Below are 13,286 nucleotides of genomic sequence, written 5' to 3'. Positions count from 1 at the left end.
TTCGTCCCGCGGGAGGGGGCTTGCGGCCTCTGGTGGGGGCCGTACCCGGACGTCAGGGTGGGAACAGGAGCGGACGGGGCGTCAGTGCGCACCGCTTCCGGCACCGAGACATGGAGGAACTCTCATGACATCAACCGTTGCGGCCGGGGTCGACGGCTCGCCCGCCAGCACCGCCGCCGCCCACTGGGCCGCCGAGGAGGCGGTACGGTGCGGGGCTTCGCTGCGACTGGTGCACGCCTGGCCGTGGCTGACCGACGGCGTGTCCTCCTTCGCCGAACCGGACGACCTCCCGGAGGCCGCGCAACGCACTCTGGCCGCCGCCGCCGAGGAGATCCGCGGCCGCCACCCGGGCCTGGCCGTGCACACCGACGCCGTCCTGGACGCGCCCGTGGACGGGCTGGTGGCCGCGGCCGCCGACGTCGACCTGCTGGTGCTCGGCTCGCGCGGGCTCGGCGGCTTCACCGGGCTGCTGCTCGGCTCGGTGAGCATGGCGGTGGCCGGGCGCAGCGGCACGCCCGTCGTCGTGGTGCGGGAGTCCCGCGAGGGCCGGACCGGGACCGGTTCGGGCGAGGTGGTGGTCGGCGTCGACGCGCACAGCCCCGAGGAGGAGGTGCTCGCCTTCGCCTTCCGCGAGGCCGCCCTGCGCGGCGCCCGGGTCCGGGCGGTGCACGGCTGGGACCTGCCGCCGCTGTTCGGTTACGCGGGCGGCGCCGTACCGGCGGGGGAGATCGCCCAGCTGGAGGCGCTGGAGGCCAAGCTGCTGTCGCTCGCCCTGGCCGGGCAGCGCGAGCAGCACCCCGAGGTCGAGGTGGTCGAGGACGTCCGGCTCGGCGCCGCCCGCGGCCTGGTGGAGACCTCCGCCGGGGCTGCGCTGGTCGTGGTCGGCCGGCGCCGCCGCCCGATCGAGTTCGGCCCCCGGCTCGGCCGGGTCGCCCACGCGGCACTGCACCACGCCGAAGCGCCGGTCGCGGTCGTCCCGCACGGCTGACCGACCTGCGGACCGCCCGGCGCGGCCACACCCCGGCGGCGGGTCGGGGACACGCTCGACCGGGCGGTCGGCGGCCCGCCCGCGTGAAGGTCGTGAAGGTGGTGCGCGGCCGCGCCCCACACACGAGCCGCCCACCATCAGGTCCAACGCGGCCCGGCGCCGCCGGGGTTCACCCGACCCGGCGCCCGGGCCTCAGCGCGGCCGCGCACCCGGCGGCAGGACCCGGGCGACCAGCCGCAGGGACGGGCTGTGGCGGAAGGTGAGGGTGAAGCCCACCCACTGGCCGGGCTTGAGCGGGGGCGGGGCCGCGATCATCAGGTCGGCGTCCTCGGGGGCCCCGGCGCCACCGGCCCCGCCTGCCGCCCCACCGCATACGCCACCACGAACACCACCACCACCAGCAGCAGGACGAACCCCACCAGCACACTCAACGGCCGGACACCCGGCGACTTCGTACTCACCCCACGGCAGTCGGACGACCGGAGTGGTCGGTTCCCGCACGCTCTGAAATCGCCGGATTCGGTTCGCCGACGCGGTTCGGCGGTGGGGCGTGGGCCGGGTCGGTTGACGGGCCGTGCCGTACTGCGCCGGTCCGCGGTGGTCTCGGACGGGTGTTGTCGGGGGGGCGAAGATCCTCAGCGTGGCATGCGTCACCCGCATGCGGCATTGTCCGGCGTCGTACGGGCCGCCTCGCAGGACCACCGACCCCGGGCCCGGTCAGGGCCGTACGCTGCGTGGGCCTGTGGTCGAGGCGCCCAACGCGGCCACGCGGGTGCGGAGTTCACGATCGGCGGTGACGACCAGGCAGGCCCGCTCCGGGTGTTCGGCGCGGGCCTCGCGGACCAGCTCGACGATGCGGTCGTCGCCACTGCCGCCCGCCGCGACCACCCGCACCTCGGGCAGGGCGGCCACGCCCCGTGCGGCGCCCTCCACCACGAGGACCACCTCCACCGGGCCGGGCAGATCCGGCAGCCCCCGGGCGGCGAGCGGGACCAGCGAGTCCCGCAGCCGCTCGGCGGCGCCGCGCCGGTCACGCCACCAGCCGTCGGGCACCGACCCGACCACGTTCGCGCTGTCCACCACCAGCAGCGGTGCGGGCTCGACCTCGTTCTCTTCCATGACCGCCAAGCTTGCCAGTGCGGGCTGGTCGCTGAACGTCCGTCCCGGTGCGAGGAGCGCTTCGGCGCGGAGCCGGAGTCCGTCGGCCCGCCGAGCGTGCCGGCGGACCCGCGCCCCCGCTGAGGGCCGGCAGCCCCGCTGAGGACCGGCAGCCCCGCTCCAAGCGATCAGGCCAGCGTGATCCGGATCCCGACGGTCCCGCGCTCGCCGCGCCGCAGCCGACTGCCGAGCAGGGTGAGCACCCCGAGCAGGCCGTACTTCTGTCGCAGCAGGGTCCGGTACGCGGCGGTCCGCTCGGGGCCGAGGATCTCGGCGGTGGCCGGGTACTGCTCGCCGGTCGGCCGCCCCTTGACGTCGCAGGGGCCGACCAGGACGTCCGCGCGGTTGCGGATCCGCTTGACCTTCCAGGAGTCCGCGACGGTCCAGACGCCGAGCGCCTCCCCGTCGCGCACCACCCACACCGGGGTCGGCACGGCGGAGCCGTCCTTCTTGTACGTGGTGACGAGCAGGTAGCTGCCGGAGGAGAGGCTGACGATCCGGGCGAGCCGGTCCGCGGCGGCGGGGTCGGGCGTGGTCATGGCCGGAAGTCTAGAGGCAACCCCGCAGCTCAGCGCGTCCGGCGGTGGCGGTCACCGTGGAGCAGGGTACGGGCGCGGCGGGCCAGGCGGCGGGGGCTGTGGCCGCTGACACCGTAGGAGCTGACGTCGGGGGCGTCGGGGGCCGGGGCGGACGTGGCGTCGGGGGCCGGGGCGGACGTGGCGGCGGTGCGGCGGCGGACGGCGGCGCGGGCGGTGCCCCAGACGGCGAGGGCGGTGCCGAGGATGCCGGCCGACCAGAGGGCGGGGGCGAAGCCGGCGCCGCTGTTGTGGAGAACCGGCGGGCGGGACCAGGGCGGCAGCTGGGTGGCGTCCGCAGCCTCCGAGGCGGCGTCGGGGGAGGCGGTCTCCGAGCCGCCGAGGTCCTCGACCAGCTGCCCGACCGGCTGGACCCTGCCCGCTGCCGCGAAGCCCCAGTCGAGCAGGCTGGCGGCCTCGTCGTAGACCCTGCCCTGCGCCTCGGGGTGCATCACCGTCACCAGCAGAGTGCGGCCGTTCCGTTCCGCGGCGCCGGTGAAGGTGGCGCCCGCGTTGGTGGTGTAGCCGTTCTTGACGCCGATCAGGCCCGGGTACTTGCCGAGCAGCCGGTCGGTGTTGGCGATGTCGAAGGAGATGCGCTGGCCGGTGGTCTTGTCCAGCCCGCCGGGGAAGCGCGCGGTGCGGGTGGAGCAGTAGGAGCGGAAGTCGGCGTTGCGCAGCCCGGCGCGGGCGAACAGGGTGAGGTCGTAGGCGGAGGAGACCTGGCCGGGCATGTCGTAGCCGTCGGGGGAGACCACCTTGGTGTCGTTCGCCTGCAGAGACCGGGCGCGGGCCTGCATCTCGGCCACGGTCTGCTGGACGCCGCCGTTCATGTGCGCCAGGACGTGCACGGCGTCGTTGCCGGAGCTGAGGAAGACGCCCCGCCAGAGGTCCTCGACCCGGTACGGCAGGTTCTCCTTGACGCCGACCAGGCTGCTGCCGACGCCGACGTCGGCGAGCTCGTCGGGGGTGACCTGGTGCTCGATCGAGCGGTCGAGCTTGGGCAGCACGGTGTCCGCGAACAGCATCTTGAGGGTGCTGGCCGGGGGCAGCCGCAGATGGGCGTCGCGGGCGGCGAGCACCTCGCCGGTGCCGGCGTCGGCCACCAGCCAGGAGCGGCCGCTCAGCCCGGAGGGCAGGGCGGGCGCCCCGGCCAGCGGCGCGACCTGGACGGCCTGGAGGCCGAGCCGCTCGCCGCCGACGGCGGAGCCGGCGTCCTGCGTGACGGCGGCGGGGGCGCCGACGGCGAACACCACCGGGACACCGATGCCGAGCACCAGTGCGGAGGCCGCCGAGGCGGCGGCGAGCCGGGTGCCGGCCGGTGACTTCTGCTGCACATGCTGTGGTTGCACACCGCGAACGTACCGGCGCCGCCGCCGGGCCGCCGTGCCTGCTGCTCCGTCCGGAGCCACCCCGGGACGAGGTCACCGAAAGGGACCGAGACTTTGGTGGCCCCGGTCCGCGCCGAAAGTCGGATGAACCGGCGGCCGGGGATTCCTAGGCTCGGGACATGAAGACCCTGCTCGGCTACCTCGGTTTCGTGCTGATCCTCGGCGGCGGCTCCGGCCTGCTGGCCGACCGGCTCGGGGGCTTCCGGCTGTTCGGCTTCGTCCGCGTCCTGGTGCCGGACGGCCACGAGACCGTCGGGTACGCCGCCCTGCTGGTCCTCGGCGTGCTGCTGGCCATTCCGTCCGCCCGGCGGGGTTAGGGGCCTGTCCGGCGGATCTTGCCGGACCTAAGGCCCACCGTGAACGGAGACCCCGGCCGCGATGCCGTCGAGCAGCACCGCGAGCCCGGTGCGGAAGGCGTCCTGGCCGCTCTCCTCGGGCGCGGCGCCGGTGGCGCTCTGCAGCGCGGTCAGCAGTGGGAATCGATCCTGGAAGTCCGGCGCCAGCTCGGCGAGTCGGGCCGAGCGGGCGTTCCACCAGTCCTCGTCCGTGACACCGGTGGCGGCCGCCGCCCCGCGCGCGTCGGCGGTCGTGGCGGCCGTGCCGCGGACGAACTGCCAGAGTGCGGCGACCGCCCCGCGCAGCCGCTCCGGAGCCAGCTCGGCCGGCCGTAGCGCGGTCAACAGGCTCTCCATCGTGGCGAGTTCGGCCGGTCCGAGCACCGGGCGGGCCTGGGAGATCCGGAGTACCCAGGGGTGGCGCAGGTAGCAGGCGTACAGTTGCTCGGCCCAGGCTTCGACGGCGGCCCGCCAGCCCTCCAGCAGCGGTAGTTCGCCGGGGAGTTCGGCGAGTGCGCGGTCGTGCATCAGGTCGAGCAGCTCGGCCTTTCCGGGTACGTACGTGTAGAGCGCCATCGCGGTGCGGCCGAGCCGTTCGCCCACGGCGCGCATCGAGAGTGCGGCCATCCCCTCGGCGTCGGCCACCGCGATTCCGGCGGACACGATCGCGTCCACACTCAGGCCCGGTTTGGGGCCGCTGCGCCCGGTGCGCGGTCCCGCGGGTGCGCCCCAGAGCAGGGCGAGCGAGCGGTGGGCGTCGCCCTGCCCGGCGTAGACGGTCATCCAACTTCTCCTTACGGCGTAAAACATCCCCGCGACGGCAATTCTTTATGCCGTAAGATTATCAATCGAAGGGGTTTCGCGACGAGGCCGCCCGCCACCTTCGTCGAGGTCGTGGCGGTCCGTCGGATCATGCGGCGCACCGCCCGGATCGACTGCGAGGCCGAGGCCCTGGCCGGCACCGGCGGTACGGCGCCCGACCGGCGGCCTGGGCCCCGCGCCCCGCCTCTCGCCTCCCGCCTCCCGCGCCCCGGGCAACGCGAACCGGTGCCGCCGGCGCGACAGGGCGATCCGATGGGCCGATGCCAGGCCTACCTGGCGGTTCCCGAGGCCGAGCGCCGCTCCGGCCGGGGCGTTCCGGGACGCCGTACTGCCGACGAGTGAGCCCTTCGTTCGGCTGGCGACCGGCCGCCGGGGCGGGGCGGTGCGGAGGATCCGCCGGCGCCTGGTCGACGAGTGGGGGTGTCGCAGCCGGGCATCGACTTCGCCGGGTACCGGCACCGCCGGCCGATCCGGGACGACGCGCCGACCGCCGGGGGCCTGGCGGGCGCTCAGAAGTGGCCGGCGGCTTCCTCCTGAAGTCCCCTCCGGGAAAAGCGCCTCGCGGAAAGTGCCCGAGTGGCCGGCGGGTGGTCGAACTCGCCGGCCGCCCGGGCGTTGTCGTCGCCGCGTGTTGTTTCGATCCCGGTCGACGGGGAAGGAAGGGTCGAAGTGTCGACAAGTAGGTAGCGCGTAGGAGGCCGCCGGGTGGCCGGGTGGCGATGTTTCGCCACTGTCGAGAGTTCGCCACCGGCATTTCCGCTGCCTCGGAGGCCACTTCCGACCGTCCCTGACCGGCTCTGATCGGTGAAAAAGGGACGGACGCGGCGCGATTTATACTGTGAATTTTACTTTCCGATGGTCATTTTTACTTTCTGATGGGGATTTTGCCCCTTGTCGTGGTCGTGTCGGATGCGCTGGAATGCGTCCGCTGTCGGGATGCGCGGTCCGGAGCAACCACGCGTCCGATCAGGATTCGCGTATGCTCGGCCGTGCAACCTGACGTCTCATCAGACGAAAGGATGTCCATTGATCGGCTGGCGGAAGACCCAGCTTGCAGCCGCCGTCACGGTCACCACCGCGTCCATGGTCCTGACTCTCGGGACCATCGCCAACGCAGCCCCGCTCCAGGACCCGCAGAACGCCCAGGCGGCGTCCGCGGACGGCGCGCCGGCACCGGTGATCGTGATCCTGAAGGACCAGATAGCGGACGCCCCGGCCGACCACGGCCACCTGGGCGACCGTCAGCAGAAGACCGCGCACTCGCAGGCGCCGCTGCTGGACAAGGTCAAGGCCAACGGCGGCACCAACGTCAAGAGCTTCGTGGTCGGCAACGCCTTCTCGGCCACGGTCAGCCCGGCCCTGCGCGCCAAGCTGCAGGCCGACCCGGCGGTCGCCGCCGTGGTGGCGGACACTCAGGTCCAGGTGGCTCCGATCGCCGCGACCAAGGCGAAGAAGGACACGGACACGGCCGCCGCCGGTTCGGCCAAGGGCAACGGCGCTCCGGAGGCCGTTTCGGGCAGCAACGGCCAGCCCGAGGAGAACGCGACCAACACGGTCTGCCCGTCCGACCCCTCCAAGCCGCTGCTGGAGCCGGAGGGCCTCTACTCGGTCCGTGGCGTGACCGGCAACGGCAAGCCCGGCGCGGCCGACCTGGCCACCGGCAAGGGCGTCAAGGTCGCCTACATCGCCGACAGCCTGGACCCGAACAACCCGGACTTCATCCGGGCCGACGGTTCGCACGCCGTGGTCGACTACCAGGACTTCGCGGGTGACGGCTGGGGCGCGCCGAGCGGTGCCGCCGAGGCCTTCGGCGACGCCTCGGCGGTCATCGCCCAGGGCCGTCAGACCTACGACGTCTCGAAGTTCGTCAACTCCTCGCACCCGCTTCCGGCCGGCTGCAACATCCGCATCAAGGGCCTCGCCCCGGACGCGGACCTGGTCGCCCTGAAGGCCGGCGGCGAGATGATGTCGAACTCGTCGATCCTGCAGTCCATCGACTACGCGGTGCGGGTCGCCCACGTCGACGTGCTGAACGAGTCCTTCGGTGGCAACGTCACCCCGGACAGCGGCGCGCACGACACCATCTCGCTCTTCAACGACCAGGCCGTCAAGGCCGGTGTCACGGTCTCCGTCTCCTCCGGTGACGCGGGCCTGAGCGGGACGATCGGCACCCCGGCCACCGACCCGAACGTGATCGCGGTCGGCGCGTCGACGGACAACCAGAACTACCAGCAGACCGGGTACGCGGCCTCCCAGTTCTCCAACAAGACCTGGAGCAACAGCCGTATCTCCGCGCTGTCCTCGGGTGGCTTCACCCAGGCCGGCCGGACCGTCGACCTGGTGGCCCCGGGTGAGTCGGACTGGGCGCTCTGCACCCCCGACACCACCAAGTTCACCGAGTGCACCGACTTCAACGGCAAGCCCTCGGCGATCCAGCCCTTCGGTGGCACCAGCCAGGCCGCCCCGTTCGTCACCGGCGCCGCGGCCCTGGTCATCCAGGCCTACCGCGACACCCACGGCGGCGACTCGCCGTCCCCGGCCCTGGTGAAGAAGTTCATCACCGGTACCGCCACCGACCTCGGCGTCCCGGCCGAGGAGCAGGGCGCCGGTCTGCTGAACGTCCGGGCCGCCGTCGAGGCCGCCCGCGGCTACGACGACGGCGACGGCACCGACGGTGCCCAGACCGTCGTGGTCAACACCGGCCAGCTGAACATCTCCGGCACCCCGGGCTCGACCCACACCGCCGACGTCTCCGTCACCAACACCGGTGACGAGACCCAGACGGTGAGCGCCGCGACCCGCAGCTTCGCGCCGCTGTCGAACAACCAGCAGACCGTCAAGCTGGACACGGCCGCCACCGACACCTTCAAGTACGCCACCAACGGCGCCACCTGGGTGCAGAAGCAGGTCAAGTTCACCGTTCCGGCCGGTGCCGACCGCCTCGCGGCGTCGATCGCCTGGCACGGCGGCCCGAACCCGGTCACCAACGGTCCCGTGGTCCGCATGACGCTGCTCGACCCGTCGGGCCGCTTCGAGACCAACACCCGTCCGCAGGGCGGCGCCACCCCGGCCAACTACGGCCTGGTCGACGTCCCGCACCCGGTCGCCGGTGAGTGGACCGCGATCATGTACACCCCGGCGGGCAAGGCCGGTTACAACGGCGACGTCCAGTTCGGCACCTCCACCCAGCGCGCGGTCCCGGCCGGCGCGGTGAGCCCGAACACCACCGACGTCAAGCCGGGTGAGACCAAGACCCTCAAGGTCCAGCTCACCGTCCCGGCGACCAGCGGCGACTCGAGCGAGGCGGTCACCGTCTCCAGCTCGAACGGCAACACCACCAGCGTTCCGGTGATCCTGCGCAGCCTGGTCCCGGTCGCCAACGGCACCGGCACCTTCACCGGCACCATCACCGGTGGCAACGGCCGCGGCTCCTCGCCGACGCAGAGCTTCACCTACGGCTTCGACGTCCCGAAGGGCCAGAAGGACCTCCGGGTCGGCGTGACCGTCGCCAAGGACGCCAACCTGCTCATGCAGGGCGCGCTGATCAGCCCGAACGGCACCCCGATCGACATCGAGGGCAACGCGCTGTTCGACGCCCAGGGCAACCTGACCGGCAGCTCCAACGGTGTCTCGGCCACCACGGTCAACCCGGCCGAGGGCCACTGGCGGTTCGTCCTGAACGTGCTCGGCCCGGTCAGCGGCCAGGAGCTCTCGCAGGACTTCACCGGCACCATCGCGTTCAACCAGAACCAGGCCACCGCGGCCGGTCTGCCGAACGACGCGAAGGCCAAGCTGGAGGCCGGCAAGCCGGTCACCGTCCAGGTGAACTACACCAACAACACCGCCGCCACCCAGCGGATCGCGGCCGACGGCCGTCTGGACAAGCGGGTCGACCTTCCGCTGGTGCCGCAGGGCGCCTCGGCCTCGGTCGCCCTGCCGCTGAGCCTCACCTCCTCGGTGCCGGGCTTCCTGGTGCCGCCGGCGACCGACCAGCTCAAGGCCGTGGCGGCGTCCTCGACGCCGGCCCAGGTCGAGCTGAACGCCACCACCGGCTCGCCGGACCTGTTCGGTGACCTGAAGAAGGCCCAGGACGGCTCGACCATCTCGGTCGCCACCGACAAGGGCAGCGCCGAGCAGCCGGTCGTCCCCGGCTCCTGGGGCACCTTCGTCCAGCAGATCGGCCCGTTCGGCAACGGCACCGCGCCGGCCGGTACCTCCACCATCACCGCCACCGCGCACACCCTGGCGTTCGACCCGGCGCTGGCCTCCAGCACCGGTGACCCGTACGCCTCCGGTGTCAACGCCTCCGCTCCGGCCGCCAACCCGGTGACCGTCGCCCCGGGCGCCACCGGCTCGCTGCAGGTGACCGTGACCCCGACCGGCCCGAAGGGCAGCACGGTCAAGGGTGTTCTCTACCTGGTGTCCGGCCCGACCTTCGTGCCGACCGCCAACAACAGCCTGGGCACCACCGGTTCGGTGCTCGCGGCGATCCCGTACAGCTACACGGTGAGCTGATTCTCCATCAGTTCAGCGCACTAGGCTGAGGCCGAGGCCGTCCCGGAACACCGGGGCGGCCTCGGCTGCTTTGGTGAGTGGACATGACGGGAAGGGGAACCCGCCGGGGGTTGGGGGAGCGTCGGGCTGGGCAGGGGGTCGCAGGGGCCCACCCGGGGCCCATCGGACCGAACCGGGAGCGGAGTTGAACGACGCGATCAAGCACAGCCACGTCGAGGTGAACGGCGTCCGGCTGCACCTCGCGGAGCAGGGCGAGGGGCCGCTGGTCCTGCTGCTGCACGGCTTTCCGGAGAGCTGGTACTCCTGGCGGCACCAGTTCGCGCCGCTCGCCGAGGCCGGGTACCGGGTGGTCGCCCCCGACCAGCGCGGGTACGCCCGCAGCTCACAGCCCGAGGACGTGGACGCGTACACCCTGCTGCACCTGGTCGGGGACGTGACCGCGCTGATCGGCGCGCTGGGCGCGGAGCAGGCCGTGGTGGTCGGGCACGACTGGGGCGCGCCGGTCGCCTGGGCCACCGCCGCGCTCCGGCCGGACCTGGTGCGCGGGGTGGCCGGGCTGAGCGTTCCGCCGCTGCCGGTGGGCGGGCCGCCGCCGCTGCAGTCCTCCCGGGCCGCCTTCGGCGAGGGCTTCTACCAGGTCTACTTCCAGGAGCCCGGCCGGGCCGACGCCGAGCTGGCCGCCGACATCAAGTCCAGCCTGCGGCGCATCCTGTGCGGAAAGCAGCCGGACGGCGTGCCGCGGCCGTGGATCGTGCCCGAGGGCAAGACCCTGCTGGACACCCTCCCCGAGCCGGAGACGCTGCCGGACTGGCTCACCGACGCGGACCTGGACGCCTTCACGGCGGACTACGCCACGCACGGCGAGCGCGCCTTCACCGGCGGGCTCAACTGGTACCGCAACCTGGACCGCAACGCCGAACTGCTGGCCGCCTTCACCGGGGTGACGGTCGAGGTGCCGGCGCTGTACGTGGCCGGCGAACAGGACCTGGTGAACGCGATGGTCCCGCCGGAGGTGCAGGCCCACCTGCTGGGCCGGCTGCCCAAGCTGCACCGGCACGTCCGGCTGCCGGAGACCGGGCACTGGACGCAGCAGGAGCGGCCGGCCGAGGTGACGGAGGCGCTGCTGGACTTCCTGAAGCACCTCGAAGGCTAAGGCCTGTCCGGGGCCGCTCGTCAGACCGGCAGCAGGCGGGAGATCAGCTCGCCGAGTCGGCGGGCGTTGCGGCAGGAGTGCATCTCCACGACGTCCGCGTACGCGAGTGCGGCGGAGTCGCCGGTCGGCCAGAGCGCGGGTTGTTCGGGGTTGAGCCAGAACACCCGCCGGGCCCGGCCGGCGATCCGGCGCAGCGCGTCCAGGTTGGGGTCGCGGTGGTTGTTGCGGGCGTCGCCGAGGACGAGCACACAGGTGCGCGGGCCGACCGCGTCCAGGTGGCGGTCGGCGAACTCGCCGAGCGCGGAGCCGTAGTCGCTGTTGCCGTGGTAGCCCATCACCTTGGCCTCGGCGAGGATCCGGGCGGCGAGCCGGGCCGGGTCGGCGCTGTTCTCCCGGAGCAGGTCGGTGATCTCGGCGGTGCGGTTGACGAAGGCGAACACCCGGACCTTGCTGAACTGTTCGCTCATCGCCCGCACCAGCAGCATGGTGAAGTCGGCGAAGCCCGACACCGAGCCGGACACGTCGCAGAGCAGCACCAGCTCCGGCCGGGCCGGGCGGCGCAGCCGGTACGCCGGGCGCAGCGGCACCCCGCCGGTGGAGAGCGAGCGGCGCAGGGTGCGGCGCAGGTCGATCTGCCCGCGGGCGGCGCGGCGGCGCCGGGCGGCCAGCCGGGTGGCCAGCTTGCGGGCCAACGGGTGGACGGTGCGGCGCAGTTCGGCGAGCTGCTCGCGGCCGGCGTAGAGGAAGTCGATCCGGTCGGCGGTGGGGGCGACGGCGCGCTCGGCGATCCGCTCGGCGCCGCGCAGTTCGGCGACCCGGCGGCGGGCCTCGGTGGTGACCTGGGCGCGGAAGTCCCGGATGCGGCGGCGGATCTCGTCGGCCAGGACACGGTCGGAGAGGTCCTCCCGTCCGGGGTTCTCGCGCAGGGCGGCGAGGATCCGGGCGAGCAGGGTCTCGGGGGAGAGCCGGCCGAGCGCCTGGTGGGCGGACCAGCCGTCCGAGCCGGGGGTGCTACCGGTGCCGTACCGGCCGAAGGCCTCGACCACCTCGCCGGCCAGCCGGGCCTGGGCGGCCCGGTCGTCGGCGGCCAGGGCGGCGGCGAGGCGCTCGCGCAGCTGGTCGCGGAGCGGGTCGGGGCGGCCGAAGCGCGGCGGCTCCGGGTCGTCCGGTACCGGTGGCGGGTCGGTGCGCAGGGCCTCGGGGGTGCCGACGCCGAGCGGGAAGAACAGGTCGAAGGAGGCGTCGAAGACCGCCCGTTGGCCGTCCGAGCGCAGCAGGGCGGCGGCCAGCCCGGCCCGCATCTGCTCGCGGTCGGCGAAGCCGAGCACGTCGAGCACGGCGGCCGCGTCCACCGTCTCGGCCGGGCCGATCCGCAGGCCGTGTCCGCGCAGGGCGCGGACCAGGCCGGTCAGCCGGGCGGCGGTGTCGGTGGGGCCCGGGGCGGTCATGCGAGGGTGAGTTTCTGGGCGGCCTTCCGGACGTCGTCCTGGTGCTTGAGGATCACCCCGAGGGTGTCCCGGACGACCGTCTCGTCCAGGGTGTCCGCGCCGAGGGCGAGCAGGGTGCGGGCCCAGTCGATGGTCTCGGCGACGGACGGCGCCTTGCGCAGTTCCATCGCGCGCAGCGCGCCGACCACCCGGACCAGCGAGGCGGCCAGCGTGTCGTCCAGGCCGGGCACCTTGAGCCGGACGATCCGGCGCTCCAACTCGGCGTCCGGGTAGTCGAGGTGGAGGAAGAGGCAGCGGCGGCGCAGCGCCTCGGAGAGCTCGCGGGTGGCGTTGGAGGTGAGCAGGACGAAGGGGCGGCGGCTGGCGGTGATGGTGCCGAGCTCGGGGACGGTCACCTGGAAGTCGCTGAGCACCTCCAGCAGCAGCGCCTCCACCTCGACGTCGGCCTTGTCCATCTCGTCGATGAGCAGCACGGTGGGCTCCTCGCCGCGGATGGCGGTGAGCAGCGGGCGGGTGAGCAGGAACTCCTCGCCGAAGATGTCGGTCCGGGCCTGGTCCCAGCCCTCGTCGCGGCCGGCGGTGATCCGCAGCAGCTGCTTGGCGTGGTTCCATTCGTAGAGCGCGCGGGCCTCGTCGATGCCTTCGTAGCACTGCAGCCGGACCAGGCGGGCCCGGCCGAGTTCGGCCACCGCCTTGGCGAGTTCGGTCTTGCCGACCCCGGCGGGGCCCTCGACCAGCAGCGGCTTGCCGAGCCGGTCGGCGAGGAAGACGGTGGTGGCCACGGCGGTGGAGGCCAGGTACCCGGTCGTGGCGAGTCGCTCGGCGGTGTCCGCCACCGATGCGAAGAACCCCGTGCCGTCGCCGTTCGCGCTGTTGCCGCTGGCCATCTGCCCGCCCCGTT

At 73.5% G+C, this 13,286-nt stretch carries 12 protein-coding genes; 4 read left to right on the top strand and 8 right to left on the bottom strand.

Annotated features, from left to right (window positions below; translation table 11 throughout):
• The first annotated feature begins 124 nt into the window (after window positions 1-124).
• Window positions 125-988, top strand: a complete 864-nt coding sequence (locus ACH4E7_RS25350; RefSeq protein WP_396251329.1) for a universal stress protein — start codon at window positions 125-127, stop codon at window positions 986-988.
• A 192-nt stretch (window positions 989-1,180) separates the two neighbouring features.
• Here the strand turns inward: ACH4E7_RS25350 and ACH4E7_RS25345 are convergent, their stop codons facing one another.
• The 5 genes from ACH4E7_RS25345 to ACH4E7_RS25325 form a co-directional block, all read right to left on the bottom strand.
• A complete protein-coding gene (locus ACH4E7_RS25345) occupies window positions 1,181-1,303 on the bottom strand; it encodes a hypothetical protein (RefSeq protein ID WP_396251328.1) in 123 nt (40 codons plus the stop codon).
• Entirely contained in the window at window positions 1,303-1,449 is a 147-nt protein-coding gene (locus ACH4E7_RS25340) for a hypothetical protein (RefSeq protein ID WP_396251327.1), read from the bottom strand. Before ACH4E7_RS25340 ends, ACH4E7_RS25345 begins: the two co-directional genes overlap by 1 nt.
• A 256-nt stretch (window positions 1,450-1,705) precedes the next feature.
• Window positions 1,706-2,107 carry an NTP pyrophosphohydrolase gene (locus ACH4E7_RS25335; protein ID WP_396251326.1) on the bottom strand — a complete coding sequence of 134 codons (402 nt, stop codon included), beginning with the start codon at window positions 2,105-2,107 and terminating at the stop codon, window positions 1,706-1,708.
• Window positions 2,108-2,274: 167 nt separating this feature from the next.
• Window positions 2,275-2,685, bottom strand: a complete 411-nt coding sequence (locus tag ACH4E7_RS25330; protein ID WP_396251325.1) for a PPOX class F420-dependent oxidoreductase — start codon at window positions 2,683-2,685, stop codon at window positions 2,275-2,277.
• Between the two features lie 29 nt (window positions 2,686-2,714).
• On the bottom strand, window positions 2,715-4,073 hold the full coding sequence (locus tag ACH4E7_RS25325; RefSeq protein ID WP_396251324.1) for a D-alanyl-D-alanine carboxypeptidase family protein: 1,359 nt from the start codon (window positions 4,071-4,073) through the stop codon (window positions 2,715-2,717).
• A 158-nt stretch (window positions 4,074-4,231) separates the two neighbouring features.
• On the opposite strand from ACH4E7_RS25325, the gene ACH4E7_RS25320 reads away from it, so the two are divergent.
• Entirely contained in the window at window positions 4,232-4,429 is a 198-nt protein-coding gene (locus ACH4E7_RS25320; RefSeq protein WP_355673405.1) for a hypothetical protein, read from the top strand.
• A gap of 27 nt (window positions 4,430-4,456) precedes the next feature.
• Here the strand turns inward: ACH4E7_RS25320 and ACH4E7_RS25315 are convergent, their stop codons facing one another.
• Window positions 4,457-5,230, bottom strand: a complete 774-nt coding sequence (locus ACH4E7_RS25315; RefSeq protein ID WP_396251323.1) for a TetR/AcrR family transcriptional regulator — start codon at window positions 5,228-5,230, stop codon at window positions 4,457-4,459.
• Window positions 5,231-6,295: 1,065 nt separating this feature from the next.
• On the opposite strand from ACH4E7_RS25315, the gene ACH4E7_RS25310 reads away from it, so the two are divergent.
• Window positions 6,296-9,784, top strand: a complete 3,489-nt coding sequence (locus ACH4E7_RS25310; protein WP_396251322.1) for a S8 family serine peptidase — start codon at window positions 6,296-6,298, stop codon at window positions 9,782-9,784.
• Between the two features lie 184 nt (window positions 9,785-9,968).
• Window positions 9,969-10,937, top strand: coding sequence for an alpha/beta fold hydrolase (locus tag ACH4E7_RS25305; protein WP_396251321.1), 969 nt, complete (start codon window positions 9,969-9,971; stop codon window positions 10,935-10,937).
• Window positions 10,938-10,957: 20 nt separating this feature from the next.
• On the opposite strand, the gene ACH4E7_RS25300 is transcribed toward ACH4E7_RS25305, so the two are convergent.
• Window positions 10,958-12,385 (bottom strand): VWA domain-containing protein, encoded by a 1,428-nt coding sequence (locus tag ACH4E7_RS25300; RefSeq protein WP_396251320.1) that lies wholly within the window; start codon window positions 12,383-12,385, stop codon window positions 10,958-10,960.
• Window positions 12,382-13,272 carry an AAA family ATPase gene (locus tag ACH4E7_RS25295; protein ID WP_396251319.1) on the bottom strand — a complete coding sequence of 297 codons (891 nt, stop codon included), beginning with the start codon at window positions 13,270-13,272 and terminating at the stop codon, window positions 12,382-12,384. Before ACH4E7_RS25295 ends, ACH4E7_RS25300 begins: the two co-directional genes overlap by 4 nt.
• Window positions 13,273-13,286: the final 14 nt, after the last annotated feature.

This window comes from Kitasatospora sp. NPDC018058 (assembly GCF_044327205.1).
Taxonomy (GTDB): domain Bacteria; phylum Actinomycetota; class Actinomycetes; order Streptomycetales; family Streptomycetaceae; genus Kitasatospora.
The sequence above is the reverse complement of the archived record's forward strand: the minus strand, read 5'-3'. Positions and strand labels throughout refer to the sequence as shown.

What these genes read in the sequence shown, in the direction of transcription:
- ACH4E7_RS25350 (WP_396251329.1), top strand. Translation starts at nt 125, where the DNA reads ATGACATCAACCGTTGCGGCCGGGGTCGACGGCTCGCCCGCCAGCACC.
- ACH4E7_RS25345 (WP_396251328.1), bottom strand. Translation starts at nt 1,303, where the DNA reads ATGATCGCGGCCCCGCCCCCGCTCAAGCCCGGCCAGTGGGTGGGCTTC.
- ACH4E7_RS25335 (WP_396251326.1), bottom strand. Translation starts at nt 2,107, where the DNA reads ATGGAAGAGAACGAGGTCGAGCCCGCACCGCTGCTGGTGGTGGACAGC.
- ACH4E7_RS25330 (WP_396251325.1), bottom strand. Translation starts at nt 2,685, where the DNA reads ATGACCACGCCCGACCCCGCCGCCGCGGACCGGCTCGCCCGGATCGTC.
- ACH4E7_RS25320 (WP_355673405.1), top strand. Translation starts at nt 4,232, where the DNA reads ATGAAGACCCTGCTCGGCTACCTCGGTTTCGTGCTGATCCTCGGCGGC.
- ACH4E7_RS25315 (WP_396251323.1), bottom strand. Translation starts at nt 5,230, where the DNA reads ATGACCGTCTACGCCGGGCAGGGCGACGCCCACCGCTCGCTCGCCCTG.
- ACH4E7_RS25300 (WP_396251320.1), bottom strand. Translation starts at nt 12,385, where the DNA reads ATGACCGCCCCGGGCCCCACCGACACCGCCGCCCGGCTGACCGGCCTG.
- ACH4E7_RS25295 (WP_396251319.1), bottom strand. Translation starts at nt 13,272, where the DNA reads ATGGCCAGCGGCAACAGCGCGAACGGCGACGGCACGGGGTTCTTCGCA.